The sequence below is a fragment of the Saccharopolyspora sp. 6V genome (assembly GCF_020176785.1).
Lineage (GTDB): Bacteria > Actinomycetota > Actinomycetes > Mycobacteriales > Pseudonocardiaceae > Saccharopolyspora_C > Saccharopolyspora_C gregorii.
Genome location: NZ_JAIUKB010000025.1, coordinates 23,091 through 46,882, shown reverse-complemented (window position 1 = coordinate 46,882; position 23,792 = coordinate 23,091). Strand labels below are relative to the sequence as shown.

32 protein-coding genes are annotated in these 23,792 nt (G+C 69.2%); 29 read left to right on the top strand and 3 right to left on the bottom strand.

Translation table 11 applies throughout. The annotated features are described in order from the left end of the window. Window positions 1-130: 130 nt before the first annotated feature. A complete protein-coding gene (locus tag LCD35_RS29805) occupies window positions 131-262 on the bottom strand; it encodes a hypothetical protein (RefSeq protein ID WP_255614387.1) in 132 nt (43 codons plus the stop codon). Window positions 263-340: 78 nt separating this feature from the next. Here LCD35_RS29805 and LCD35_RS05515 point away from each other — a divergent pair, with 78 nt between their 5' ends. Both LCD35_RS05515 and LCD35_RS05510 read left to right on the top strand, forming a co-directional pair. Beyond that, entirely contained in the window at window positions 341-526 is a 186-nt protein-coding gene (locus LCD35_RS05515) for a hypothetical protein (protein WP_225043823.1), read from the top strand. Between the two features lie 11 nt (window positions 527-537). Next, window positions 538-750 (top strand): hypothetical protein, encoded by a 213-nt coding sequence (locus tag LCD35_RS05510; RefSeq protein WP_225043822.1) that lies wholly within the window; start codon window positions 538-540, stop codon window positions 748-750. Here LCD35_RS05510 and LCD35_RS05505 read toward each other — a convergent pair whose 3' ends face one another. Beyond that, a complete protein-coding gene (locus LCD35_RS05505) occupies window positions 751-1,248 on the bottom strand; it encodes a GNAT family N-acetyltransferase (protein WP_225043821.1) in 498 nt (165 codons plus the stop codon). Beyond that, window positions 1,245-1,451, bottom strand: a complete 207-nt coding sequence (locus LCD35_RS05500) for a hypothetical protein (RefSeq protein WP_225043820.1) — start codon at window positions 1,449-1,451, stop codon at window positions 1,245-1,247. The genes LCD35_RS05505 and LCD35_RS05500 overlap by 4 nt, the downstream gene beginning before the upstream one ends. An 80-nt stretch (window positions 1,452-1,531) precedes the next feature. Here LCD35_RS05500 and LCD35_RS05495 point away from each other — a divergent pair, with 80 nt between their 5' ends. The 27 genes from LCD35_RS05495 (at window position 1,532) to LCD35_RS05365 (ending at window position 23,670) form a co-directional block, all read left to right on the top strand. Further along, a complete protein-coding gene (locus LCD35_RS05495; protein WP_225043819.1) occupies window positions 1,532-1,777 on the top strand; it encodes a hypothetical protein in 246 nt (81 codons plus the stop codon). Then, entirely contained in the window at window positions 1,777-2,079 is a 303-nt protein-coding gene (locus LCD35_RS05490) for an HNH endonuclease (protein ID WP_225043818.1), read from the top strand. The genes LCD35_RS05495 and LCD35_RS05490 overlap by 1 nt, the downstream gene beginning before the upstream one ends. A 2-nt stretch (window positions 2,080-2,081) precedes the next feature. Further along, window positions 2,082-2,375, top strand: a complete 294-nt coding sequence (locus LCD35_RS05485; RefSeq protein WP_225043817.1) for an SAP domain-containing protein — start codon at window positions 2,082-2,084, stop codon at window positions 2,373-2,375. A 105-nt stretch (window positions 2,376-2,480) separates the two neighbouring features. After that, window positions 2,481-2,918 carry a hypothetical protein gene (locus LCD35_RS05480; protein ID WP_225043816.1) on the top strand — a complete coding sequence of 146 codons (438 nt, stop codon included), beginning with the start codon at window positions 2,481-2,483 and terminating at the stop codon, window positions 2,916-2,918. Between the two features lie 13 nt (window positions 2,919-2,931). After that, on the top strand, window positions 2,932-4,527 hold the full coding sequence (locus tag LCD35_RS05475) for a hypothetical protein (RefSeq protein ID WP_225043815.1): 1,596 nt from the start codon (window positions 2,932-2,934) through the stop codon (window positions 4,525-4,527). 10 nt (window positions 4,528-4,537) lie between these two features. Beyond that, complete coding sequence (locus LCD35_RS05470) at window positions 4,538-5,890, top strand: phage portal protein (RefSeq protein ID WP_225043814.1); 1,353 nt, start codon at window positions 4,538-4,540, stop codon at window positions 5,888-5,890. Beyond that, a complete protein-coding gene (locus tag LCD35_RS05465; protein WP_225043813.1) occupies window positions 5,890-6,708 on the top strand; it encodes a hypothetical protein in 819 nt (272 codons plus the stop codon). Before LCD35_RS05470 ends, LCD35_RS05465 begins: the two co-directional genes overlap by 1 nt. A 41-nt stretch (window positions 6,709-6,749) precedes the next feature. Continuing rightward, window positions 6,750-7,292 carry a hypothetical protein gene (locus LCD35_RS05460; protein ID WP_225043812.1) on the top strand — a complete coding sequence of 181 codons (543 nt, stop codon included), beginning with the start codon at window positions 6,750-6,752 and terminating at the stop codon, window positions 7,290-7,292. Between the two features lie 62 nt (window positions 7,293-7,354). Then, window positions 7,355-8,299 carry a P22 phage major capsid protein family protein gene (locus LCD35_RS05455; RefSeq protein ID WP_225043811.1) on the top strand — a complete coding sequence of 315 codons (945 nt, stop codon included), beginning with the start codon at window positions 7,355-7,357 and terminating at the stop codon, window positions 8,297-8,299. 38 nt (window positions 8,300-8,337) lie between these two features. Then, complete coding sequence (locus LCD35_RS05450) at window positions 8,338-8,748, top strand: hypothetical protein (protein ID WP_225043810.1); 411 nt, start codon at window positions 8,338-8,340, stop codon at window positions 8,746-8,748. Continuing rightward, on the top strand, window positions 8,748-9,074 hold the full coding sequence (locus LCD35_RS05445) for a hypothetical protein (protein WP_225043809.1): 327 nt from the start codon (window positions 8,748-8,750) through the stop codon (window positions 9,072-9,074). The genes LCD35_RS05450 and LCD35_RS05445 overlap by 1 nt, the downstream gene beginning before the upstream one ends. Continuing rightward, entirely contained in the window at window positions 9,074-9,400 is a 327-nt protein-coding gene (locus tag LCD35_RS05440) for a hypothetical protein (RefSeq protein WP_225043808.1), read from the top strand. The genes LCD35_RS05445 and LCD35_RS05440 overlap by 1 nt, the downstream gene beginning before the upstream one ends. Beyond that, entirely contained in the window at window positions 9,400-9,774 is a 375-nt protein-coding gene (locus LCD35_RS05435; RefSeq protein WP_225043807.1) for a hypothetical protein, read from the top strand. The genes LCD35_RS05440 and LCD35_RS05435 overlap by 1 nt, the downstream gene beginning before the upstream one ends. 75 nt (window positions 9,775-9,849) lie before the next feature. Beyond that, window positions 9,850-10,509 (top strand): hypothetical protein, encoded by a 660-nt coding sequence (locus LCD35_RS05430; RefSeq protein ID WP_225043806.1) that lies wholly within the window; start codon window positions 9,850-9,852, stop codon window positions 10,507-10,509. 82 nt (window positions 10,510-10,591) lie between these two features. Further along, the gene (locus tag LCD35_RS05425; protein WP_225043805.1) at window positions 10,592-10,783 is read left to right on the top strand and encodes a hypothetical protein; all 192 of its coding nucleotides are present in this window, start codon (window positions 10,592-10,594) and stop codon (window positions 10,781-10,783) included. Window positions 10,784-10,810: 27 nt separating this feature from the next. Continuing rightward, window positions 10,811-11,185, top strand: a complete 375-nt coding sequence (locus tag LCD35_RS05420) for a hypothetical protein (protein WP_225043804.1) — start codon at window positions 10,811-10,813, stop codon at window positions 11,183-11,185. Continuing rightward, window positions 11,182-11,598, top strand: coding sequence for a hypothetical protein (locus LCD35_RS05415; protein ID WP_225043803.1), 417 nt, complete (start codon window positions 11,182-11,184; stop codon window positions 11,596-11,598). The genes LCD35_RS05420 and LCD35_RS05415 overlap by 4 nt, the downstream gene beginning before the upstream one ends. A 260-nt stretch (window positions 11,599-11,858) precedes the next feature. After that, window positions 11,859-17,222 carry a transglycosylase SLT domain-containing protein gene (locus LCD35_RS05410; RefSeq protein WP_225043802.1) on the top strand — a complete coding sequence of 1,788 codons (5,364 nt, stop codon included), beginning with the start codon at window positions 11,859-11,861 and terminating at the stop codon, window positions 17,220-17,222. Window positions 17,223-17,225: 3 nt separating this feature from the next. Further along, window positions 17,226-18,137 (top strand): phage tail family protein, encoded by a 912-nt coding sequence (locus LCD35_RS05405; RefSeq protein ID WP_225043801.1) that lies wholly within the window; start codon window positions 17,226-17,228, stop codon window positions 18,135-18,137. A 9-nt stretch (window positions 18,138-18,146) separates the two neighbouring features. Continuing rightward, the gene (locus LCD35_RS05400) at window positions 18,147-19,289 is read left to right on the top strand and encodes a hypothetical protein (protein ID WP_225043800.1); all 1,143 of its coding nucleotides are present in this window, start codon (window positions 18,147-18,149) and stop codon (window positions 19,287-19,289) included. Next, the gene (locus LCD35_RS05395; RefSeq protein ID WP_225043799.1) at window positions 19,286-20,413 is read left to right on the top strand and encodes a hypothetical protein; all 1,128 of its coding nucleotides are present in this window, start codon (window positions 19,286-19,288) and stop codon (window positions 20,411-20,413) included. The genes LCD35_RS05400 and LCD35_RS05395 overlap by 4 nt, the downstream gene beginning before the upstream one ends. Further along, window positions 20,413-20,958 carry a hypothetical protein gene (locus LCD35_RS05390; protein WP_225043798.1) on the top strand — a complete coding sequence of 182 codons (546 nt, stop codon included), beginning with the start codon at window positions 20,413-20,415 and terminating at the stop codon, window positions 20,956-20,958. The genes LCD35_RS05395 and LCD35_RS05390 overlap by 1 nt, the downstream gene beginning before the upstream one ends. Next, window positions 20,955-21,194 (top strand): hypothetical protein, encoded by a 240-nt coding sequence (locus LCD35_RS05385; protein ID WP_225043797.1) that lies wholly within the window; start codon window positions 20,955-20,957, stop codon window positions 21,192-21,194. The genes LCD35_RS05390 and LCD35_RS05385 overlap by 4 nt, the downstream gene beginning before the upstream one ends. 16 nt (window positions 21,195-21,210) lie before the next feature. Further along, window positions 21,211-21,513 carry a hypothetical protein gene (locus tag LCD35_RS05380; RefSeq protein WP_225043796.1) on the top strand — a complete coding sequence of 101 codons (303 nt, stop codon included), beginning with the start codon at window positions 21,211-21,213 and terminating at the stop codon, window positions 21,511-21,513. An 8-nt stretch (window positions 21,514-21,521) separates the two neighbouring features. Beyond that, on the top strand, window positions 21,522-22,298 hold the full coding sequence (locus tag LCD35_RS05375; RefSeq protein WP_225043795.1) for a hypothetical protein: 777 nt from the start codon (window positions 21,522-21,524) through the stop codon (window positions 22,296-22,298). Continuing rightward, window positions 22,295-23,362 carry a glycoside hydrolase family 25 protein gene (locus LCD35_RS05370; protein WP_225043794.1) on the top strand — a complete coding sequence of 356 codons (1,068 nt, stop codon included), beginning with the start codon at window positions 22,295-22,297 and terminating at the stop codon, window positions 23,360-23,362. Before LCD35_RS05375 ends, LCD35_RS05370 begins: the two co-directional genes overlap by 4 nt. Next, window positions 23,359-23,670 carry a hypothetical protein gene (locus tag LCD35_RS05365; RefSeq protein ID WP_225043793.1) on the top strand — a complete coding sequence of 104 codons (312 nt, stop codon included), beginning with the start codon at window positions 23,359-23,361 and terminating at the stop codon, window positions 23,668-23,670. Before LCD35_RS05370 ends, LCD35_RS05365 begins: the two co-directional genes overlap by 4 nt. The last annotated feature ends 122 nt before the right edge of the window (window positions 23,671-23,792 follow it).

Here is a 23,792-nt window from a genome sequence, read left to right as displayed (position 1 = left end):
CGATCTCGACAGTACCTTTGAGTTAGATCGAGGTACGTGGGGTCAAAGACCCACTTCACGAAGCCCCCAGCAGCCTTCACTGGCGCGGGGGCTTCGTGCATTTCGGCTCCACGCAGGGCCCGGCTGGCACCTACTCCTCGACCAGCCGCCGCGTGTACGCCGCCAACGCGTCGCCGAGGCCGTTGATCGCCTGCTGCTGGCCCGTCTCATCGCCCTCTTCGATCTGGGCGTTCAGCCCGTCGCTGGCGGCACGAACACGCATCCCGAGAACCTCTATGTCATCCATGGCCGCATCTTGCACCGCAGCCCGTCGACACGAACGAGTGATGGGGGTGCGCCGATGACCGTGCTCGCCACCGTCCCGTACGAGCGGATCACCCACAGCATCGTCGTGGCCCGCCGAATCCAGCTCGACTGCCCGGACACGGCGCTCGTCGAGCACATGGCACAGCGCATCGACGTGCTCCTTGACGAGCTGCACCGGAGGCTCACGAGATCAACAGGCGCATCACCCGAACAGGGCTGAGGATGCGCGGCATGGAGCAGATCACCATCAACCTCGGGTACCTGACCAGCTCGGACCGCGAGGCCATTCAGAACCGCGCCGACCACGAAGGGCGCGACGTCGAAGCCGTCCTACTGGACCTCATCAAGGCCGGGCTGCACGGCTCGGTGCACAACGTCCAAACCGGCAACGTCAGCGGCCCGAGCATCCAGGCCGGGCACATCCGCGGGGACATGCACCTGTAGTTACCCGGCTTGCCCGCTTGGGAACGACCGCGACGTGCAGGCCAGCACGTCAGCCACCGTGGCCCCGACAGCATCCTGCGGCGAGTCGGGCAGCAAGGGCCGGAAGCCGCATGAGGCGAAGAACGCCAGCCGCGATTCGACGTCCCCGTCCCGATCCACAAGCATCGCGATGAAGGTGCTCCCCTCGGAAGCTGCCGCCCGTGCGAACTCCGCAACCAATGCGCGGCCGACCCCGAGCCGCCGATCCGCAGGATCGACCCCGATCCTGTAGATCCAGCTCTGCGGCCAGGGATGACCGCGGATGCCAAGCCGATCGTGGTACTCGGTTTGGTGGCGCCCTTCAAGGACACCGACGATCACCTGATCAACTGAAGCGATCAGCGTGGGGAACGGGAGCTTGAGGTCGAGTTGCTCGTCGTCCAAGTTCTGGCCTGCGGAGGCGAGCAGCGCGACGACGGCAGAAGCGTCCGCGGGCTCAGCGACCCGGATGTTCATCATCGTGCGCCCTCCACCTTGCCTGCGATCACGGACTCCTTCTCCCGGCGGAGCAGGATCGGCGACACCAGCGCCACTTTCCACAGGCGCTCGATGAGCGCCTCCTGTTCGGCGGCCGGCAGTCGGTCGAACGCCTTCACGAACTTCCGGTCAAACGCCTCGTCGCTCACCTGAGCAGCCCGCGTCGACTCAGCACCCCAGCCCATGACATCTCCTCACCGTTGGCGCCCACTGCGCCGTCAACCACCCATCGACCAGACGGGCACGGCGTTACGAGGAGGCGGAGATGGCGGCCAGCGCGACGCACCCCAAGGACGGCGGGGGAAACAACCTCAAGCGCTACTACACGAAGGATCCCGAAGGGCTCGCCAAGTGGTCCACGAACGCCCACCCGTGGACCACCCTGTACCGCATCCTCAAGAAGCACATGGCCGACTCCCGCGCCAAGCGCATCGCCTCATCCTGGTTCCACGACGTGTTCGGCATCTGGCCTGGCGAGCGCGGCGGTAGTAATCCGACCGGACCCGGCTGATGGCATGGGAAGGCAGCACCCGCAGACAACGCCTCCCCGCGAACTGGGCGGTCATCCGGCGGCGCATCCTCCGAAGAGATCACGGCATCTGCCACGTGTGCCACCACGACGGAGCCACCGAGGTCGACCACATCAACCCCGGAGACGACCACTCCGGCCGCAACCTTGCCGCCATCCACGTCACCTGCCACCGCGCCAAGTCCTCCAGGGAGGGCGGAGAAGCGGCAGGAGCCAACCGCAGAGCCAGAGCTTCAGCTCGCCTGCGACCCATCGAGCCGCCACCAGGACTGATCGAGGACTGACCATGCGAGTACGACTCACCAAGCACGGACGCGACACCGAGTACCGCGACGTCACCGACACCGAAGCCCAGTGGCTCATCCAACGTGGGTATGCGGTGGACGCAGACGACGGTCACCAGGCCAGTGAGCCGAAGGACGAGGGCAGCGGAAGCGGAGATGCCGGCGACCTCGCGGGCGCGAACCTCGCGGAGCTTCAGGCCAAGGCCGACGGGCTGGGGTTGCCGACCTACGGGACGAAGGCGCAGGTGCGGGAACGGATCAGGGAGCACCTGACGGGCTCTGACAGCAGTGAATGAGCGGGTGGGGTGGGGGATGCCTCCCCTCTGGCAGGTAGCTCGACCGGAACGGCATAGCGCCTCCGACCTCGCCCGATATATCAAGCCCACCGGAAGGGGGTCGTGATGGCTGGAGCACCGGGTCGCAGTGGTCGCACGCCGAAGCGCAGCACTCAGCGCCACGGCCACCGCTCGAAGGAAGAGGCCGCGGTCCAGAAGGCGCCTGGCGCGTCCAGCGTCGAGGTTCCCGAGTCTGACGCGGAGTGGCATCCGATCGCGCAGCGCTGGTTCGCGTCGCTGGGACAGTCGGGGGAATCGCAGTTCTACGAGCCGTCGGACTGGGCGCAGGCCGAATACCTGGCGGAGCTGATGTCGCGGTCGCTGACGGCGGAGAAGACCTCGGCGATGTTGGTGTCCGCGGTGCTGTCGGGGACGACGAGCCTGTTGGTCACCGAGGGGGATCGCAGGCGGTTGAAGCTGGAGTTGCAGCGGGTCCGCGTGGACGAGGACGAGGAGGTCGCTGATGCCACCGTCACCGACCTCACGACGCGGTTCTCCAGCTGACCGGCTATCGACGTTGCCGGAGGAGCTTCCGCGGCTGACGTTGGGCTGGGAGGTCGTGCGGGCGGCGACGAAGTACCTGAAGCACCCGAACGGGCCGCGGGCGGGGCTGCGGTGGGAGTTCGTCGACTCGCAGATCCGGTTCCTGTTGCACTGGTACGCGGTGAACGAGGACGGCTCGTGGGTGTATCACCACGGTGTCCGAAGGTTGGCGAAGGGGTCCGGCAAGTCGCCGTTCGCAGCGCTGATCGCAATCGCGGAGCTGTGCTTCCCGGTGCGCCTGAAGGACTTCGACCCGCGGGTTCCGGGTGGGTGCGTGGGGCAGCCGGTGTCGATGCCGCTCGTGCAGATCGCGGCGACGGCAGAGTCGCAGACGGCGAACACGATGCGCATGGTGCGGGCGTTCGCGCCGAAGGGCTCGCGGATCGCCCAAGACTTCCAGCTCGATCCGGGGAAGACGAAGTACTTCAAGGCCCCGGAGGGCACGCTGGAGGTGTTGACGGCGTCGTCTCGTGCCGCTGAGGGTGCTGAGGGCACCGCGCTGATCGCGGACGAGACGGAGCACTGGCTCCCGTCGAACGGTGGCCCGGAGTTCGCCGCGACGCTGCGGGACAACCTCGCGAAGTCCGGCTCTCGGATGCTGGAGACCTGCAACGCGTGGGAGCCCGGCTTGGAGTCGGTCGCCGAGGATTCATGGCGGTCGTGGCTGGCACAGGAGGAAGGCCGGGTTCGTGGTGACGGTCGGGTGCTCTACGACGCCCGCATCGCCGCCCCTGAGACCGATCTGCGGGATGATGCCTCGCTGACGGCGGCCCTGGAGTGGGTCTACGACGACTGCTGGTGGGCGAACCTGAAGTCCATCAAACAGCGCATCTGGTCTCCGGACACGAAGGCCGACGACGCGAAGCGGAAGTACTTGAACTGGCCGACGGCCGCGCTGGATGCGTGGACGACGCAGCAGGCGTGGGCGCAGCTCGTGGATGCGTCGAAGTCGGTGGCCGACAAGGAGCCGATCGCGATGTTCTTCGACGGCTCCCGCAGCCGTGATGCGACGGGTCTGGTCGGTTGCCGGATCTCGGATGGGCATGTGTTCGTCCTCGGCGCGTGGGAGCCGGAGATCTCCCACGAGGCTGGGAAGCAGGACTTCGTCCCGGTCGCCGCGGTGGACGCGGCGGTCCGTCAGGCTTTCGACCGCTTCGACGTGCAGGGGTTCTTCGCCGACGTGCGGGAGTGGGAGTCGTTTGTCCGCGTGGACTGGCCTGCGGAGTTCTCGGATCGGCTTCTGGTGCAGGCGGTCCCGACGGGCAAGACGCCGGAGCCGATCGCGTGGGACATGCGCGGGCATACCTACGAGTTCACGCAGGCGTGCGAGCTGTTCGAGGCGGAGATCCGGTCGCAGCAGTTCACCCACGACGGGAACTCGGTGCTGGCACGGCATGTTGCGAACGCCCGGCGTCGGCCGAACCGCTACGGGGTATCGATCGGCAAGGAGTCCCCGGATTCCCGACTGAAGATCGACCTTGCGGTGTGCGCGATCGGGGCTCGGTGGGTGCGACGACAGGTGTTGGCGGCGGCAGGGAAGCGGCGGATCCGCTCGGGGAAGGTGTGGTGATCCCGTGGTGATGTCGCAGAAGGCTGCGGTGGATCTGGTGCGCGATGAGCTGCTGCCCGGCTACCTGCATGAGCGGGAGCGGCTGGACCAGATCGACCTGTGGCACCGGTGGCGACAAGAGCCGTTGACGCTTCCCCGCAAGGCCACCCCGGAGCTGCGGAACCTGGAATCGATCTCCCGAACGCCTTGGCTGAACTTGGTGGTCACCTCCACCGCGCAGTGCATGTACGTGGATGGCTATCGAACGTCCATGGATGACGACGAGGAGTCCTCGCCGCCGTGGCTGACGTGGAACGCCAACGACATGGACTTCCGGCAGATCGCGATCCACCGCGCAGCGCTGGCCTACGGCTACTCGTACGCCTTGGTGCTGCCGGGGGATTCGGCGTCGGTGATCCGGGGCGTGTCCCCGCGGAACTCGTGGGTGGTATACCAGGAACCGGCGTGGGACGACTGGCCGATGTACGGCATCCGCGTCCACGTCAACAACGACAAGACCCGGCTAATCCGCCTCTACGACGAGGAAGCCCAGTACTACCTGTCGGCGGATTCGACGGGCGACAAGGTCGAGTTCATCTCGTGGGAGGTGCACGGGGCGGGGGTGTGCCCGCTGGTGCGCTACACCAACCAGCTCGACCTGGAGGGCCGGGCGGACGGCGAGGTAGAGCCGCACATCGGCGCGGCGAAGCGCATCAACAAGACCGCCTACGACAGGCTGCTCACCCAGCACTTCAACTCGTGGAAGATCCGCACCGTCGCGGGCATGGCGGAGCCGGACACCGAGGAGCAGGCGAACCGGAAGAAGATGCAGCTCCGGCAGGACGACCTGCTGGTTGCCGAAGATCCGGACACGAAGTTCGGGACGTTGGACGAGACCCCACTGGAGGGGTTCATCTCGGCGTGGCGGGCCGACATCGAGGCCTTGGCGGCGGTGACTCAGACCCCGACGCACGCCCTGACCGGGCAGCTTGTGAACCTGTCGGCGGAGGCGCTGGCTGCGGCACGGTCGTCGCTGAGCCAGAAGGTCACCGAGCGGCAGAAGAGCTTTGGGCGGTCGCACGCGCAGGTTCTACGCCTCGCCGCGGCCTATGAGGGCCACGAGGGTTACGCCTCCGACGTGATGTCGCGGGTCACCTGGCAGGACATGGAGATCCGGTCCTTGTCGCAGGCCGTGGACGCGCTGGGGAAGGCGGCGACGATGCTCGGCGTGCCGCAGGAGGCGCTGTGGCAGCGGATCCCTGGTGTCGAGAAGTCGGACGTCGACGAGTGGCGCAAGCTCGCCGAGCAGGCTGATCCGGTGGCCCGGTACCGCACGGAGCTGGAGCGGCAGATGGGATCGGACGACCTTCCCGAGGTGCCTTGATGGCCGTCACGGCAGAGGGCGCACTTCTCACTGAGGAGCACCGTGCGCGGCAGCTGGCGGTCCGTGCGGCGTTCCTGCGGGAGTTCCTCGCCCTGTGGCCGCTGCTGGATCCGATTCGGCTGGATGAGACCGCCCCCGTGTGGCTGGATCTGGTGGTTTCGCTGTCGGAGCGGTACCGCAGGGAGTCAGCGGCACGGGCAGCGGCCTACTACGCGGCGTTTCGTGGGATGGAGGCAACTGAGCTCGACCCCACACTGGTGGCGCTGGACTTGGATGCGCTCGCGGCGGCGAACGCGGCGGTGCGCACTTCTCTGATGGTCACCGGGCCGATCGGCATCAAGTCCAAGACCGCCCGCGGTCGAACCCCGGAAGCGGCAGCTCGGATCGCACTGATCGATGCGTCTGGGGCGGGCTCGCGGCACGTGCTCGACGCTGGGCGGGAAGCACTGCGGGAGCAGGTCGCAAACGATCCTGCGAAGCCGCTGTGGGCGCGGATCACCGACGAGGCCCCGTGCGACTTCTGCGCGATGCTCGCGTCTCGCGGCGCCGTCTACGTCACCCGGCAATCCGCGCTCCACTCCTCGAACCGCCGCCGAACGGCAGGTACACGGAGCCGGTGGGGCGAGGCGTACCACGACAACTGCGGCTGCACCGCCGAACCGCAGTTCTCCGGATCCTCGCTGCCCGACCGCAATGTCTACTACCAGGCGCTATGGGAGTCGGCCACGAAGGGCAAGTCCGGCAAGAGCGCCCGTGCGGCGTTCCGTGAAGCGCTGAAGGCTGACCGGGCCACAGGTTTCGCCCCAACAGGGGCGTAGCTCGCCGACAGGGCGAGCCCATCCCGACAGGGGAGTACGGCATGGCTGATGAAGACGTCCAGGAACCCGAAGGCCAGGAGCCCGAGGGGGACGACCAGCAGCAGGAAGAGCCTCGGCAGGACGAGTCCGGCAAGGATCTCGCCGACGAGGTGAAGAAGTGGAAGGCGCTGGCCCGCAAGCATGAGGGCAACTCGAAGGTCAACGCCGAGGCGGCCCGCAAGCTCAAGGAGCTGGAGGACGCACAGAAGTCCGAGCAGGAGCGGCAGTCGGACGCGTTGGAGCAGTACAAGACCCGTGCCGATAAGGCCGAGGCGCAACTCCGTAAGCGCACGATCGCCGAGGATCGCGCCCCCGAGCACGCGTCACTCGCCCAGATCAAGGCCGTCGCGAAACGCCTCTCGGGCGACTCGGACGAGGACCTGGAAGCGGATGCCGACGAACTGTTCGAGCTCCTGGCACCCGAGCCGTCCGCCCCGAAGGTTCCGTCCCGCCCCAAGGAGTCCCTGCGGGGCGGCGGGGACCCGGACGAACCGCCGGAGGAAACGGATCCGCGCAAGCTGGCGGACATGATCCGGCGCCGTTGAACGACCGCTCGACCCCGCCACGGTGGTCGCCGGCGGAACAACCGACTCACTAGGAGGTCACCGTGGCGCACGAATTCCTGAAGGCCACCCGCATCGCCTCGTCGGCGTTGGGGCTGCTGGAGCGCGAGATCGTCGTGCCCGGCCTGGTGTGGCGCGACGCGGCCGGAGACTTCTCCGGCGCGGAGGGCGACACCATCTCGATCCGTGTCCCGGCTCGAACCCAGGCGCGGAAGCGGACGCTGCGAGGTGCACGCCCGACCGCGTCTGAGGGCAACGGCATCATCACGATGGACGAGCTGACCGAGCACAAGGTCGACGTCACGCTCGACACCGCGGTCTACAACGCGGTCGCCATCACCGATGAGCAGCTGGCGCTGGACATCACGAACTTCGGCGCGCAGGTGCTTGCCCCGCAGGTCCGGGCCGTGGCCGAAGGCGTCGAGGACGAGATCATCAACGAGATGGTGTCCGCGACGTACGCGACGACACTGACCCTCGACGAGACCGACCCGTACAACACTGCAGTGGACGCGAACACCGCCCTGAACAAGGCGAACGTCCCCCGCACGGAACGGGCGATGCTGGTTGGTGCGGACCTGGAGGGCGTGTTCCTCAAGTCCGAGCACCTGAACCGGGTGGACCAGTCGGGCTCCGACAGTGCGCTGCGGGATGCGCGCATCGGCCGGATCGCCGGGTTCGGTGACATCTACGTCTCCAACGGCCTGCCGGCGAATGTCGGGTTCGCGTTCCACAAGACCGCATTCGTGTTGTCGATGCGGTCCCCGTCGGTACCGGACGGCGCGACCTACGGCTCGTCGCAGTCGTACGAGGGCCTCGCGATGCGGTGGATCAAGGACTACGACTTCCGCAACGTCCAGGACCGGTCGCTGCTGGACGTGTACGTCGGCACGAACATCGTCGCCGACGGCCCTCGGGCGTTGGACGGCGAGGGGAATCCGACCGGTGACCCGACGTTCGTGCGCGCCGTGAAGATCACCATGAGCTGACCGGGGGCGTGATGGATCCGCTGGCGACGCTTGAGCAGATGCAGGCCCGCAGCGCTGCGCAGTTGGAGGCGGTTCGGGCGAACGCGGCGCTGGAGGACGCCAGCGGCTTCGTCCGCGGCGAGTCGGGCCGGGACTGGACTGCCGAAGCAGTCCCGGCCCCGATCGTCGCCGTCGTCCTCCGCTGCGCACTTCGGCTCTACAGCAACCCCGACTTCCTCGCGTCGGACACGGAGACCGCGGGTCCGTTCTCGCGGTCTCGGACGCTGAACAAGGACGCCCAGTCCGGCTACCTCACGGACGAGGAGATCCTGCTGTGCCGCCGGTACGGGCAGCGCAGGACCGGGCTGTGGACGCTGGGGACGACTCGCGGCGAGGACTACGAGTACGACCCCGAGCAGTGGGTGATGGACCAGTACGGCTCGGAGCCGTTCCCGGTGGGTGACCCGTGATGTTCGCGCACGGCATCACGGTCACTGTGCATCGAGGTGGCGGGGTCGACCGGTTCGGCGATCCGATCGGCGACGAGACGGTCCACGAGGTGGCCGGGTGCGGTTTCGCTCCTGAAACGTCCCGTGAGCTGACTGACCGTCGGGAGACGGTGACAACGCCTGCAACCCTCTACGCGCCGCCTGGCGTGGATCTGAGGGCCACGGACAAGGTCACTGTGCCGGGCGAGGGAACGTTCCATGTGATCGGGAAAGCGGCGCGGTGGTCGTCGCCGTTCACCGGATGGACTCCGGGGGTCGCGGTGTCGTTGGAGGAGGTGACGGGTTGATGGCCACCTACAAGCCGAACCGGGCGGGCATGGCCCGCTACCTCAAGTCCGCCGAGCTCCGGAACGCGTTGCGAAGACGAGCGCAGGACGGGGTGAAGTTCGCCCGCTCCATCGCCCCGCGGGACTCCGGCGACTACGCCCGGCAGATCCGGGTCGACGTCGGCCGGGACATCCTCAAGGGCGACCGGGCGGCGGCGTTCATCGTCGCCAGCGCCCGGCACTCCACGGTCATCGAGATCGGCCGTCGAGGAGCACGGGCACGCGGCAACCGCGGGCATCGTGTCCTGGCCCGCACGCTGGACTACCTCAACTCCGGGGGCGCGTGATGGAGCTGCTCGCCCCGTGGCCGGACGCCGAGGTCGTCGCCTGCGACCTGCTGAACCCGCTCGCGGCTGCGGTCACCTCCACCCCCGAGAAGATCGCTCCGCCGCTGATCGTCGTCGAGCGCGTCGGTGGCGGAGACGACGGGATCACCGACCGAGCCCGCATCGAGGTCTCGATCCTCGCCGCCACCCGCAGGGAGTCGTGGCGGCTGGCCCGTGAGGCGCAGCAGCTTGTCCTCGCCGCCTCGGGGGAGATGGTCGGCGGGGTGCTCGTCGACTACGCCGCGACCGAATCCGATCCGGCGCAGCGGGACTACGAGAACCCTGATCTCCGGCTCGTGATGGCGGTGTACCGCCTCGAATTCCGCCGCCCCTGACGGCGGCCAACCACCCGTGCCAGGGCCCCGATGGGGGCTGATTCCTCAACCCCTACAAGAGAGGGGCATTTCAGAATGTCCGTTGCAACGTTCGCGCCTCGGCGCACCAAGCTGATCCGTAAGGCGCTGGATGCGACCGTCATCGCCGCCCCCGAGGATGGCGAGGCGATCGAGGCCATCACCACCGGGGCGACTCGCCAGCTCATCACCCCGCCGACCGGGTGGGGGCCGCTCGGGCACCACACCGAGGAAGAGGGGCTGAACTGGACTCGGGAGACCGAGAACTCCGACGTCCGGTCGCACGGCTCCAGCGAGCCGACCCGTCGGGACATCGTCTCCGACGTCACCGGCCTGACGATGATCGCGCAGGAAACGAACATGCGGACCCTGTCGATGTTCCACAACATCGACGAGTCCGCGATCACGCAGGACGAGACGACCTCCGAGATCTCGCTGAACCGCTCGTCGACCCCGCAGACTCGGTTCTACCGGCTGCTCGCGCTCGCCCAGGACGGCGCCGGCGACCAGCTGGTCTACTTCGCCCGGTTCCTGCCCCGCGTCTCGATCACCGAGTACGCCGAGCAGTCCTGGACCAAGGGCCAGGAGCTTCGCTACAGCCTCACGTTCACCGCGTACGTGGACGACGAGCTGGGCTACTCGATGCGGGAGATGTGGGGCGGCCCGGGAATCGTCGAGCTCTCCGAGCAGATGGGCCTCCCGGCTCCCACGCCGTGACCCATCCCTGACGGCGGGGGCCGGTGTTCCGGGTGGTTGACCGGCCCCCTGCCTTCCAGCAACCCCCGAGATCGGAGCAGTGATGTCCGACTACCCCAAGACGTTCGTGTCCAAGTCCGATGTGACCGTGCAGGCGTCGACTCCCCGCGAGGCGAACGACCTGCGCAACCTCGGCTACCGCGAAGCGAAGACGGCCCGTCAGCGTCCCGCACCGAAGCCCGAGCCGAAACAGGGACCCAAGGCCGAGGCGAGCGCCAAGACCGACGACAAGTAGCACCCGATCAACCACCCGGAGACCACCATGAAGCAGCTCAAGGGCTGGGACCAGCGCGTCACCGAAGCCCGGCACGACCCGGTCGAGCTCCCCGTCTCGGAGACCGAGACCCTGCAGATCGACTACCCCAGCAAGAAGCGCATCAACGCGCTCAACGCCGCGTCCCGGACCGGCGACCTCGACGGCATGACCCTCGCCCTCCTCGGCCCCGAGGCAGGCCAGCGCGTCCTCGATCTCGCCGAGGATCAGCCCGGCGACATCCTCGACGGCCTCCTGGTCGACGTCCTCGACGCGTTCGGCCTGCGCACGGGAAAAGCGCCGGAGACTGCGCCGGACACCTCGCCGACCTCGCCGAATGGATCGACCGATACGGCGACGCTGTTGAGTACGACCTCGCCGTGAGCATGGGCTGGGATCTGCTGGACTGGTTCCGCGGATCCCGGCCCTGGCCACAGCTTCAGCGCCTCGCCGAGCGCCTGCCGCAGGACAGCCACTACAAGGCGGCGCTGGCGCAGGACGACGACCGTGCAGAGCTCCTCGCTTCGCTGGTCGGCGACGAGGAGACCGCTCCCGGATCGCCCCCGCTGGAGGGTTACAGCGCCGTCGCGCAGCGCCTTGACCGCATCGGTGACTTGATCACGATGCTCGCCGAGATCGAGCTCAACCGGGGCCGCCGGAAAGGCGCGCCGCCCACCAAGCTCGACCGCGCTCCTCGCCCCGAAACCGCTGCCGACCGAGCCAAGGCGGCACGTCGGGAGCGGTACTTCGCCGAACTCGAATCCGCGCTCTGGCCCGACGGCCCACCCAGGGGGTGACCATGCCGCAGTACCAGGCAGGTACCGCATTCTTGCAGGTCATCGGGTCCCTCCAAGGGCAACAGCGGAAGATCCGCAACGAGGTTGCGACGTGGCGCGACCTTGAAGTGGATCTCGCGCCACGAGTGCAAGCGGCGGCAGCCCAGCGGGAGCTCGCCCAGCTCACCCGCGACCGCACCGCCGAGCTCAAGGTGGAGGGGAACACGTCCCGGGTCCGAGCGGAGCTGCGCGAACTCGGGGCCCACCGAGAAACCGTGACGGTGAACGCGGACGCCGACACCGCTGGAGCCCGAGCCCAGCTGCGGGCACTGGATCACGCTGCTTCGGCGGTCGACGGCCGCACGGCCCGCGTGCGGGTCGACACGTCCGATGCCTCCCGCGCTGCGGTCATCGTCAGCGCCTTGTCAGCTGCGATCAGCGCTGTCGGGGCTGCGATTCCCGCTGCAGCGGCCGGCGCTGCGGCGATTCCCGCCGTGGTCGGTGCTGCGGGCCAGGGTGTCGCGGCGCTCGTCGGGTCGCTGTCCGGTATCGGCGATGCCGTCACCGCGCTGGGCGAGCAGGAGACGAAGTCCGCCGGTTCATCGGTCGCTGCCGGTTCGGCCCGTCGGACCGCGCTGCGGGCCGTCGATGACGCCCAGCGTCAGGCTGCCCGCACCGCGATCACCACTGGCGAGCAAATCCAGGCGGCCGACCTCGCGCTGGGCCGCGCCCGCGAGGATGCGGATCGGGCGGCGGTTCAGGGTGCTCGTGCTGTCGAGGCTGCGAGGGAGAACCTCGCCTCGGTGCAGGTGCAGGCGGCTCGCCGCACGCAGGACGCCGAGGTGGCGCTGACTCGCGCCCAGCAGTCCGCCCGTGACGCGCAGGCCGCGCTCAATCGTGCCCGCGCCGACGCGGCGGAGCGGATCTCGGACATGCGCCTCGCTCTCTCCGGTGCGGCACTGGACGAGGAGGCGGCGCAGCTCGCGCTGCTGCGCGCCCAGGAGCGGCTGGCGCAGGAGCAGGAGCGAGGCCGCGGCGGCCTAGATCTGGCTGAGGCCGAGCTCGGGGCGCGGCAGGCTGCGCAGCGCCTCGCCGAGGTGCGGGAGCGCTACGGGGACCTCCGCGATGAGGCGTCCGAGGCAGCCCGTGCCGGGGTTGAGGGGGACTCGCAGGTCGTCGCTGCACAGCGGCAGCTCCGGTCGTCGCTGGACCAGGTCAGGGCATCCGAGGATGCGCTGCGCCAGTCCCGCATCGACGGGGCCGCTGACGTTCGCCGTGCCCAGCAGCAGGTGGCCGAGGCACAGGAGCGTGCCGCCGAGCAGCAGCAGGCCGCGTTGCAGCGCATCTCGGATGCGCAGACCTCGTTGGCGTCGGCGCAGCGTGATGCGGCGTGGGCGCAGGAGGATTCGGCGCGTGCCGTGGCGCAGGCGCAGCAGCAGGTCGCGGACGCGATGGGCGGGTCTGCTGCCTCGGCGGACAAGCTCGCCGAGGCGATGGACAAGCTCAGCCCTGCCGGGCAGGAGTTCGCCCGGTTCCTGCACTCCCGGTTCAACCCGGAGCTGCGCCGCATCGGCCAGTCCGTCCAGGAGTCCTCGCTCCCGCAGTTCCAGGACGCCCTCGATCGGCTGCTCGTGCTGTCACCAATGGTGAGCGAGGTGCTCGCCGACACCGGTGACGTGCTCGGAGATCTCGCCGTGCAGGGCTCGCGGATGATGACCTCGGGGCCGTGGCAAGCCGATTTCCGCACGATCGGCGACGCCAACAACCGGATGCTGAAGGCGTTCGGGCTGTCGGGCTTGGAGCTCGCGGACTCGTTCCGCAGCATCACCGTCGCCGGGCTGCCGATGACCGAGCGGTTCGCCAACGCGACCCTGTACGCCACTGACCTGTTCAACGAGTTCATCCAGGGTAAGCGGGCCAGCGGTGAGCTGGACCAGTTCTTCGCCGCGATGTCCGAGCGCCTCGCCGCGTTCGGTGAAGCCGCCGGCCAGGTGCTCGGCGCGGTGATCGACCTGTCGACCGCACTCGCGCCGCTCGGCGAGGTCGTGCTGGAGATCGTCGGAGCCGTTGCCGAAATGATCGGTAACTTCGCCGAGGCGAACCCGCTGATCACGCAGGCCGCAGCGGCTGCCCTTATCGCAGGCGGGGCGATCGTCGGCCTTTCTCGTGGCATGCAGGCCCTCTCCGTCGCCACGAGCGACGGCCGGCGCGGCATCGGCGCTGTCGTGTCCTTCCTCGGCGCGCTGCCTGAGCGGGCGGACCGTGCCGGTCAGGCTGTCGGCGGGTTCGCCGGACGCATGGCAGGGGCCGCCGACGGCGGGGAGCGTGCCGCCTCGCGCACGGGCGCGTTCCTGTCCACCGCAGGGCGTTTCGCGTCGGCGCTTCCGGTGGCCGGGCTCGCTGTCGGCGTGTTCGCGCTGGCGATGGAGAGCATGACGACCTCCGCCGAGGACGCGGCGGATGCGATCCTCCAGGGCGGGCTCGCCGCCGAGCAGACCCGCAAGAAGGTCGCCGACCAGAACACCCTCGCCGGATGGGGCTGGCTGGACGCGTTCGGCGGCCCTGGCCAGCTCATCAAGGGCACCTTCGTGCCGTCGATGCAGGAGGCGGAGGACGCGGCGCGGCAGCAGTTCGCGGCGCTCACACCGTTGCAGCAGGCGCAGCAGCGCGTCACCCAGGCCACGAACGACCACGCGTTGGCCGTGCAACGGTTCGGCGCGAACTCCCCGCAGGCCATCAGCGCGCAGCAGCGCCTCGCGGTGTCCGTGGGCAAGCTGGAGTTGCAGCAGGACCTCGCCGCTGACGCGACGAAGTCGCACACGGACCGCATCTTGGAGCAGCGGGACGTCATGCTCGGGTCCGCGGATGCCGATCTGGCGTTCCGGCAGTCGTTGATCGGCGTCGAGCAGGCACAGCGCGCCCTGAACGATGCGGTCGCCGAGCACGGGCCGAAATCACTGGAAGCGCGGGACGCCGAGCTGGCTCTCGAGGGCCAGATGTACCGGGTCATCCAGGCGGCTGACGAGGCGGCGCGGGCGAACTTCGCGCACCGGGACTCCGCCGACGCCGACAAGGCCAGCATTGACGCGGTCAACCGGGCCATGTTCGACCTCGCAGTCCAGGCAGGGGAGAACGTCCCGCCGAAGCTGCTGACAATGGTCGGCAGCATGGACCGCAGCGCCCTCGCCGCGCTTGGCGCCCGCATCGAGACCGACCGGTTCGGCAACGCTGTCGCGATCCTGCCGAGCGGAAAGTCCGTGCCGATCACCGCCCCCGGAGCGGTGCAGGCAACTGATCAGGTCCGCACGCTCCACGCCGAGCTGGACAAGCTCACCAGCTCGGACTGGGTCGTGAAGATGCTGGTCACGCCACAGTACGACCCGCTGGCGCGACACGGCGACACGAACATCCCGCTCCCGCTCGGCAACGCCACCGGCAACATCGTCGCGCCGATGGCCTCGGGCGGGACGCTCACGCCGATGGGTGCGACCGCGCAGATCGTCCCGCCGAACACCTGGAGGGTGATCGGCGACCGGATGGTCGGGGACGAGGCGTTCATCCCCCTCGACCGGTCCCCGCGCTCGCAGGCGATCCTCGCCGAGGCGGCGGAACGCATGGGCTACACCGTGATGCCCCTCGCTGACGGCGGCGTGCTCGGCATGGCCAACGGCGGGCTGAACTCCGAGTCCGCGACTGCGGCGAACGATGCCACCCAGGCGTTGACCACCACCCTCCAAGCGCTCACTGCGCAGGTCACGACCGTCACCGAGCTGTACGCCCTCTACGGGGCCCAGTCCGACTTCGTCACCACGGCTACCGGTGTGCTCACGCACTCCACGGCCGTGCTCATCCAGAGCGCGCTCGCGGTCCTCGCAGGAGAGATCACGTCCCGCACCGTGCCGACTCTGCAGCTGCTCCAGCAGCACGCCGGGGTCTTGTCGGTGCAGGCGATCCGCGCCCTGCACGCCACACTCCCGCCGCTGCAGGGGGAGATGGGGCGCACCGCGCAGCAGGTCGGCGCGTCGTGGCAGTCGATGACGGCCGCGGCCCGTACGTCGCAGTCCGGGCAGGCCGCTGCGATGGCCGGGATCCAGTCCGGTTTGCGGCAGACGGGCCAGGCGTTCGACAACACCGCGATCTGGATCCGGGACGCGTGGGGCCGCATCGGCGCCTACACCGCGGACCCGGTTCGGTGGGCGATCCAGTTCCCGCTCAACGCGGGGCTGATCGGTGCATGGAACGTCATCGACCGGCATTTCGCCCTCGGCCGCCCGCTGGGCATGGTGCCGATCCCGTTCGCTGCCGGCGGCCGGGTCACCGGCGGTGTTCCCGGCAGGGACTCGGTGCCGGCGATGCTCATGCCGAACGAGGTCGTTTTTTCCACGCGAGCCGTCGACAACCTCGGCGGCCCGGCAGCGGTGTCGCGGCTGCACGACATGGCCCGCGCCGGAATCATCGGCCCGGACGCCCGCCTGGGCACCGGGGCTGACTCGGGGCCGCGTCAGGCGTTGATGCGGCAGATCCCGCTCGACGGGATGCCGCTGCACATGGCCTACGGGGGCGTCGTTCCGCACGTCGCATCCGCAGGTGCGGAGATCGAGCGGCTGTTCGGTCGGCTTCCCGGCGGCATCGGAGGTGTCGGCGGTCGGCCGAATGCGAGCGACCACCCGAGCGGCCACGCGCTGGACTTCATGACGATGTCCAACCAGCCCTTGGGCGACCGGATCGCATCGCACCTCGTCGGCCATGCCGAACGCCTCGCCGTGAAGTACCTGATCTGGAAGCAGCAGATCAACGAGGGCGACGGATGGGAAGGGATGGAGGACCGCGGCAGCATCACGGCGAACCACTTCGACCACGTCCACGCCTCGTTCCTCCGGGACCTCGGCCTCGCCCGAGCGTTCTCCGGCGCGGGGATGTTCGACATCGGCGCGTTCGTCCGCGAACAACTCGGGGCCACGTACCGGATGCTCGGCGAAATCCCCGGCAGGTTCGGCGGAAACAACGTCGCTCACGCGATGGGCGAGATGATCCGCCAGGCCGCAGAGGGCGTCGCCCAGTGGTCCGTGCAGAACATCATGCCGATGGGCGTCTCGGGTGACGTCGAGTCGTGGCGGCCCACTGTGCTCCGTGCACTCGCCATGACCGGCCAGCCCGCCTCACTCGCCGACCTGGTGCTCATGCAGATGCGCACCGAGTCCGGAGGCAACCCGCGGGCGATCAACCTGTGGGACTCCAACGCGGCGAAGGGCACCCCGTCGAAGGGGTTGATGCAGGTCATCGACCCCACCTTCGCGGCGAACCGGGATCCGTCACTGCCGAACGACGTGTGGGACCCGCTGGCCAACATCGTCGCCAGCATCCGCTACGCCATCGGCCGCTACGGCTCCCTCCAGGGCGCCTATCGGGGCGTCGGGTACGACTCCGGCGGCTGGCTCATGCCAGGAACCGGGCAGGTCTACAACGCCACCGGGCAACCGGAGGCGGTTCTCACGCAGGACCAGTGGCGGCTTCTCCGGGACGCCGCCCTCGGGCAGCGCGGCGGGGACAGCTACTCGTACACCATCAACCAGGCGCACCGCCCCGAGTCGGTGGCCGCCGAGATCGAGCGGCGCCACCGGCTCACGATCCGGACCAGGGGGTGAGCCGTGGCGATCCGCGGACCGCGCATCCACCTCGACGGCATCAGCATGGGCTACCGAGGGCAGCAGGAGCTCGACGAGTTCGGCTGCGAATGGATCTGGACCAACCTGGAGGGCTGGTGGGGGACACCGGGCATCCGCTCGGAGACCTCCGACCGGCCCTCCGGGGACGGGGTGTTCGCCGGTCCGGCTCATCGTGCGGGGCGCGTGATCACGCTGGAAACGGTGGTCACCGCCCCGGACGAGGTCCAGCTGGCCTACGCCCGCGAGCGGTACGCGGGATGGTGCGCCGACCTGTCTACCTTCTACGAGCTGCGAGTCGACGAACTCACCACGCCAAAGACCGCGGCTGTGCGGCTCGACGGTGAGATTCTGCCGACCCCGCGGACCGGCTACTCGGACACCATCTCCGTGCAGCTTCTCGCCCCCGACGCCCGCAGGTACGGGGCCTGGTCTTCGGCGAGCACCGGCATGGCCACCCCCGGCACCGGCGGCATCGACTCCTCCGCACCCGGCATCGACTCCTCTTCGCCGGGGATCGACGCAGGCACTCCCGGCTCGACCGGGATCGCCCGTGCGCTCAACCCCGGCACCGCGCCGGTGTCCCCGCTGTTCACGCTCACCGGGCCGCTGACCAGGCCGACCGTGGTGCACGTCGAGACCGGTTCCGTCCTGACCTACTCGGGGACGCTCGCCGCGAACGAACTCCTGGTCATCAACGCGGACGTGTTCCCGCAGCGCGGCTATCCCGGCCGTGAGGTGCTGCTCGGTGGCACGGCACGGCGCCGGGACCTGCTGGCCCGCGACGGCCCGTGGCCCGAGATTCCAGCCCGCGGAACCGCCGGCTTCTCCCTGTCCGCCCAGGGGATCGATTCCCGCGCCTCGCTCCTCGTGGAGTGGCGCCCCGCCTACTACTAGGAGGACTCCGTGGCCAACACGGCTACCGGCTTCCCGCCGTACTTCGTCGATGACCGGTTGCAGGCCATCCACATGCGCGCCGGCGCGGCCGTGCTCGCAGGCCGCGGCTACTCCGGCTACATGGTCCAGCCCGAGGGCGGGGTGATGCCTGGCGGCGACCAGTACAACTCCGGGCTCGGGGTGGCCGCGACGTCCCCGGCCTCGATGCAGGTCCAGCTCATCGCCGGGCAATGCATCATCCCCGTCGCCGACCAGCACGCCTACCTGTGCACCCTGCCGACGATCCCGCTGCTGGACATCGCCGCCGCCCACCAGACGAACGACCGGATCGACCTCGTGATCGCCGAGGTCGTCGAAGACCTGGAAACCAGCGCGAACAGCCTGTTCCAGGTCCGGGTGGTCACCGGCACCCCGTCGGCGACCCCGGCGGTGCCGTCGTTGACCGGCATCAAGTGCCTGGTGTTGGCCGAGGTCTACGTGACGCGTGCCGTAACCAGCATCGCGCAAACCGCGATCACCGACCGCCGGTACTTCACCCGCGCCGCGGGCGGAGTCCGCCTCGCCTACAACGACAACGACCGCGCACCCTCCGGCAACGGAGACATGCGCGTGAAGCTGTCATCCCGATCGGTCGAAGTCGGCTTCGACAACGCCTGGTACCAGATCGGCTCCGCGCAGGGCTGGAAAACCTGGGACGCCAAGCTGTACGCGGACAACGGCGGCGCGCAGGTCACCCTCGGCACCGGCGGATCGGTGAACGCCAAGTACCAGTTGCTCGGCAAGATGTTGACGATCCGCGCCCTGTTCACCTGGGGAGCGAGTGGCTTCTACAGCCCGCCGGGGAACATCGTCACCTACCTGCCCAGCGGGCTCGTGAACGGTGCCGTACACCAGAAGATCATGGCCAGCCTGTACGTGCCCGGAACCGTGAGTCCGACCAATGGGCGCGGGAACTACGTCGGGCAGGCCATCGTGTGGGAGAACTCGTCGAAGGTGTCGCCGATGTTCCCGTTCGGCCAGGGTGATTGCCGCGTGGAGTACTACCGCATCGCCCAGACCGCCGGGACTGCTGGGACCGGCGTCCCGCTCGTTCCGGGTGGCTACCCCGAGGGCGGCAACCTCGTGATCACCGGAACGATCGAGCTGCCATGACCCCGGAGTACGAGGTTCGGGTGTTCGACATCCGCTCGGGGACGGTGCTCGCCGAGCTCGGCTGGTCGGACATCTCCTGGGATCGCTCGCTCAACGACCGGGAGAGCGCACAGGTCACCTGCCCCATCGACATCACCGGGCGGGGTGCCTGGTCGGACCTGTCGTCCGCTTCCATGCTCCGTGGCATCAGCACCGGGCTGTGGCGGTTCGGGCTCGCGATCCTGTGGGGCAACTACGTCTGCTGGGCCGGGCCGATCGTCACCGCGAAGCCGGGAGTCGCGAGCGTGCAGTTCGGCGCGACCGGACTGCTCGGGCTGTTCAACCGCCGTCGGCTCATGGTCTACGGCGCCGTTGATCCGGCCGCTGCCTCGGCCACGGTGCGCTTCACCGGCCGCTCGCTCGCGGGTATCGCGCAGGGCATCGTCCAGCAGTCCACCGCCGAGTACGGGCGGGCACTGCCGCTGGACTACCTGCCGATCACCCTCGAAGGCGAGCACGAGCGCACCTACAACGGCTACGACTACAAGTCCGCTGGCGAAGCGCTGACGCAGTTGAGCGAGGTCATCGACGGACCGGACTTCGCCTTCGACCCGATCCTCGTGCGCACCGACGCTGACGAGCGGATCCGTTGGCAGGTCCGCATCGGCGAACCCCGACTTGGGGACAAGAAGCGGCCGATCACCTGGGACTACGGCACATCCCTGCGGGAACTGGAGATGGACATCGACGGCTCGTCGATGACCTCCTACGTCGCCGTACCCGGCGACGGGCAGGAGAACGCCAAGATCTTCGGCACGGCGTACACCAACGAGCTCGTCGACCTCGGCTGGCCGCCGCTGGAGGACGTCAACAGCGAGCACTCGTCCAACTCCAACCGAACCCAGCTCAACAGCTACGCCGCCGCGCACCTCGCCGCGCACAAGCGGCCGCTCGTCAGCTGGTCGGCCACCGTCGACCCCGCACTCGAACCGCGACTCGGAACCTGGCGGCTGGGGGACTGGGGCCGGTTCGACGTCTCCGGGCACCCGATGGTCGACGGCGCGCTCACCAGCCGGATCACCGCGGTGTCCTACCGGCAAGGGCTCCTCGACCTCACGCTCACCACCACCATGCAGGAGGTCTGATGCCCCCGATCCCGCGCCCCGGTGGCGACCTCCTCGACGAGCTCGACCGCCTGAAACGTCGCGTCGCCGAGCTCGAACGCCGCGGATCCCCGTCACTGGCCACCATCAAGGACGCTTCCGGCAACGTCCTCATCGCAGGCGACAGTGTCTCGGGCACCGGCCTCGCTCGCCCGTACCTGTCGAGCCCCATGACCCCCGGCTATGTGCCGGACTGGCTGGGCACGCAACTGGCCACCTGGCAGACGAAGTGGGTGCAGGCCGTCTACAAGCAGCATCCGAAGATTGCCGTGATCGTCTACGCCGGGTCGGAAACGTCCGGCACCGCCGGGCAGGTCCGGCTCCTCGTCGGCGGGACCGTCATCGGCGACCCGGTCACGGTGACCGCCGTGGGCACCACCATCTACAACGCCGCCACCGTCACCTTTGGCCCGATGCCATGGCCCGGTACGCACATGACGCCGGTGCCGATCGAGGTTCAGCTTCAGCGCACCGCCGGATCCGGCTGGTTCCGCGCCTATCCGATCATCTGGGGAGTCGAGTCATGACGAGCAGCACCTTCGGCTGGTGGGGCGGTCTGCCGATCCCTCCCGGCGTCGGCAACAACACCGGCTGGGCACCGCCCGCGTCGTGGGATTCCGAGGCCGGTGGCCTAGTCGACGAGAACGGAAACCTCGTCACCCCGGAGGACCCACCGGCGACGGAGATGCCGGGCTCCGGCGACGACACCGAAGAACCGGAGCCGACCGAACCCGAAGAGCCCGAGTCGGACACCGAGGGCTGACGACCTGGGGGTGTGCGTGGATGCGGTTCTCACTGCCGCGCTGCAGTCCGCCCCGCAGCTCGGGATCGGTGGGGTAGCGGTGTGGCTCGTCGTACTGCTGCTGCGCCGCGAGTCCTCCAGCGAGGAGCGGCACACCGCCGAGCTGAAGCGGGTGAATGACGCCCACGACGCCGAGCTGAGCGAGCTCCGCGCTGATGTTGCCGCCCTGCGCCGACAGCTCGACGACCTCCAGCTGAAACTCGACATTGAGCGCGAGGAACGCCGCAAGGCTGAGGACATGGCCGCTGCTGCACTGCGGAACTCCGGGGGTGGCGGATGAGCAGGCGGATGAGCAGATGGATCCGCATCGAACGCCTCGCGGTCGCCCTCCTCGGGATCGCGGTCGCCTACCTGCTGGTGTCGCAGATCATCACTAGGGCCGACGCGAACGAGCAGGCGGGGCGGAAGAGCGTCGCCGAGCAGCAGGCCGCCGCCGCGGCCCAGGACGCCCGCCGGGTCGCTGATCCGCTCGCTGACCTGTGTGCGCAGGACCCCACTGTGCGCGCCAGGGCGGGGGAGGGGTGCAGGGCGGCGGAGGAGGTGCGCGACACGCCCCCGAACGTGGCCGCGCCTTCCTCCGCAGCCATCGAGCAGGCGGTGGAGACGTACCTCCGCGCCAACCCGCCCGCGGGTGGCCGTCCAACGCTCGACCAGGTCACGGCCGCTGTCGCCGGGTATCTCAGCGCGAACCCGCCGCAGCCTGGCCGCGCACCGACGGCGGGGGAGATCCGCGCCGCGGTGAGCGAGTACATCGCGGTGAACCCGCCGGCGCCGGGTGCCGCGGGGCAGAACGGGGTTGACGGGAAGAACGGCCGCCCGCCGACGGACGCCGAGATCGACGCCGCGGTGCAGCGGTACCTGCAAGCGAATCCGCCAGCGCCGGGGCCACGGGGCGAGGTCGGCCCCCGCGGCGAACCGGGCCGCGGCATCTCCTCGGCCCGCGTCGAGTCCTGTCGCCTGCTGGTCACCTACACCGACGGCGTCACCGAGGACGTCGGCAACACCTGCGGAACCGCCCCGCCCGACGACAGCGGACTGCTGCCCATCCCCACGGAGGACCCATGATCTGGGGCATCGACATCTCGCACCACCAAGGCGTGTTCGACCTCAGCCGCACGCGGGCCGAAGGGTTCGACTTCGCGTTCCTGAAGGCGACCGAGGGCAGTTCGTTCGTCGACAAGCGGTTCAGCGCGAACCTCGCGAACGCCCGCTCCGCCGGGTTGCTGGTCGCGGCCTACCACTACCAGCGGTCGACGGCGTCGGCCGCCGCTCAGGTCGCGCACATCCAGCGCGTGGTGCCCCGTGACGTGCCGGTGATCCTCGACGTCGAGGACGGCAGTGGGAACGCCGCACTCACCCGCGACCTCAACGCACGCCTGAACGCCGCCGGGTACCGAACCCCGCTGCTGTACCTGCCCCGCTGGTACTGGCAGCAGATCGGTTCCCCGTCGCTGGCCGGACTCCCGCCGCTGTGGTTCTCCCGTTACCCGGACAACCGGGGCGGCACCGCGTCCGGCATCTACGGCCGCGTCCCCGCGAGCTACTGGAACGGCTACGGCGGGCTCGACGTCGCGGTCCTGCAGTTCACCAGCTCGGCCACCGTCGCCGGGCACACCCCGGTCGACGCGAACGCGTACCGCGGCACCCGCGAGCAGCTAGCCGCGCTGCTCGGCGGCGCACCAGCCGCACCGGCTTCTCCAGGAGGGATCGAGAGCATGGCCTTCGACGACACGTTCACCACCCGCTACAACAAGTCGCTCAGCGTCCGCGACTACATGGCGTGGACCGACTACCGCCTCAACGAGCTCTACAACGCCGTGCTCGGCCGCCGGCAGTCGAAGATCCCTGGCGACAAGAACCTGACCACCGGCGCCGACCTCTGGTTCGACTCCGGGAGCTGGGACAACCAGACCTTGGGGCACGTCGTCGCGATCCGCGCCGCACTTGCCCAGCAGCAAGGGCTCGATCCGGCCGCGGTCGCCGACGCGCTGCGACCGGCGCTCGTCGATCTCGTCGGCCCCGTCGTCCGGGACGCGGTCACCACCGCCCTCGGAGACGACAACCAGGCGCAGGCGGACGCGATCGTCGACCAGATCGCCGAGCGACTCGGACAGGGGGCCGCGGCATGAGCGACATCGAGCTGACCGCCCTGCTCATCTCCGGTGCCGTGGGACTTCTCGTCCCGTGGCTCACGGAGTCGGTCACGCACTCCGCCGCCCGCGTCGAGCTGAAGTCCGCGATCACGGCAGCCTTGTCTGCGATCGTCGGCGCCGTGTCCACCGTCGCCGTCGTGCCCGGTGCTCACTGGCAGGCGTACCTGCTGGCCATCGGTGCGGCGTGGGTCGCGTCGATGCGGACCTACTTCGCCGGCGTTGTCCGCCCGGTCGCGCCGCACTCCGGTGTCGGCGCCCCACCGTCCCAGCACTCCACGGATTGACCCCGCACAGACTGAGCCCCCGGTGTCGACCTCGCGCCTTCCCCGCGCAGGGTCGAACGGGGGGCTCTTTCGCGTGTCCACCTCGGGTGCGGTGGCGCACGCGACGGTGCGATCTTGCGACC

Excerpts from the sequence above, each read along its gene's own strand:
- LCD35_RS05440 (WP_225043808.1), top strand. The coding sequence starts at position 9,074 with ATGGCCACCTACAAGCCGAACCGGGCGGGCATGGCCCGCTACCTCAAG.
- LCD35_RS05470 (WP_225043814.1), top strand. The coding sequence starts at position 4,538 with ATGTCGCAGAAGGCTGCGGTGGATCTGGTGCGCGATGAGCTGCTGCCC.
- LCD35_RS05460 (WP_225043812.1), top strand. The coding sequence starts at position 6,750 with ATGGCTGATGAAGACGTCCAGGAACCCGAAGGCCAGGAGCCCGAGGGG.
- LCD35_RS05435 (WP_225043807.1), top strand. The coding sequence starts at position 9,400 with ATGGAGCTGCTCGCCCCGTGGCCGGACGCCGAGGTCGTCGCCTGCGAC.
- LCD35_RS05465 (WP_225043813.1), top strand. The coding sequence starts at position 5,890 with ATGGCCGTCACGGCAGAGGGCGCACTTCTCACTGAGGAGCACCGTGCG.
- LCD35_RS05425 (WP_225043805.1), top strand. The coding sequence starts at position 10,592 with ATGTCCGACTACCCCAAGACGTTCGTGTCCAAGTCCGATGTGACCGTG.
- LCD35_RS05450 (WP_225043810.1), top strand. The coding sequence starts at position 8,338 with ATGCAGGCCCGCAGCGCTGCGCAGTTGGAGGCGGTTCGGGCGAACGCG.
- LCD35_RS05515 (WP_225043823.1), top strand. The coding sequence starts at position 341 with ATGACCGTGCTCGCCACCGTCCCGTACGAGCGGATCACCCACAGCATC.
- LCD35_RS05395 (WP_225043799.1), top strand. The coding sequence starts at position 19,286 with ATGACCCCGGAGTACGAGGTTCGGGTGTTCGACATCCGCTCGGGGACG.
- LCD35_RS05445 (WP_225043809.1), top strand. The coding sequence starts at position 8,748 with ATGTTCGCGCACGGCATCACGGTCACTGTGCATCGAGGTGGCGGGGTC.
- LCD35_RS05480 (WP_225043816.1), top strand. The coding sequence starts at position 2,481 with ATGGCTGGAGCACCGGGTCGCAGTGGTCGCACGCCGAAGCGCAGCACT.
- LCD35_RS29805 (WP_255614387.1), bottom strand. The coding sequence starts at position 262 with ATGCGTGTTCGTGCCGCCAGCGACGGGCTGAACGCCCAGATCGAAGAG.
- LCD35_RS05420 (WP_225043804.1), top strand. The coding sequence starts at position 10,811 with ATGAAGCAGCTCAAGGGCTGGGACCAGCGCGTCACCGAAGCCCGGCAC.
- LCD35_RS05370 (WP_225043794.1), top strand. The coding sequence starts at position 22,295 with ATGATCTGGGGCATCGACATCTCGCACCACCAAGGCGTGTTCGACCTC.
- LCD35_RS05385 (WP_225043797.1), top strand. The coding sequence starts at position 20,955 with ATGACGAGCAGCACCTTCGGCTGGTGGGGCGGTCTGCCGATCCCTCCC.
- LCD35_RS05510 (WP_225043822.1), top strand. The coding sequence starts at position 538 with ATGGAGCAGATCACCATCAACCTCGGGTACCTGACCAGCTCGGACCGC.
- LCD35_RS05495 (WP_225043819.1), top strand. The coding sequence starts at position 1,532 with ATGGCGGCCAGCGCGACGCACCCCAAGGACGGCGGGGGAAACAACCTC.
- LCD35_RS05375 (WP_225043795.1), top strand. The coding sequence starts at position 21,522 with ATGAGCAGATGGATCCGCATCGAACGCCTCGCGGTCGCCCTCCTCGGG.
- LCD35_RS05365 (WP_225043793.1), top strand. The coding sequence starts at position 23,359 with ATGAGCGACATCGAGCTGACCGCCCTGCTCATCTCCGGTGCCGTGGGA.
- LCD35_RS05485 (WP_225043817.1), top strand. The coding sequence starts at position 2,082 with ATGCGAGTACGACTCACCAAGCACGGACGCGACACCGAGTACCGCGAC.
- LCD35_RS05430 (WP_225043806.1), top strand. The coding sequence starts at position 9,850 with ATGTCCGTTGCAACGTTCGCGCCTCGGCGCACCAAGCTGATCCGTAAG.
- LCD35_RS05505 (WP_225043821.1), bottom strand. The coding sequence starts at position 1,248 with ATGATGAACATCCGGGTCGCTGAGCCCGCGGACGCTTCTGCCGTCGTC.
- LCD35_RS05500 (WP_225043820.1), bottom strand. The coding sequence starts at position 1,451 with ATGGGCTGGGGTGCTGAGTCGACGCGGGCTGCTCAGGTGAGCGACGAG.
- LCD35_RS05390 (WP_225043798.1), top strand. The coding sequence starts at position 20,413 with ATGCCCCCGATCCCGCGCCCCGGTGGCGACCTCCTCGACGAGCTCGAC.
- LCD35_RS05490 (WP_225043818.1), top strand. The coding sequence starts at position 1,777 with ATGGCATGGGAAGGCAGCACCCGCAGACAACGCCTCCCCGCGAACTGG.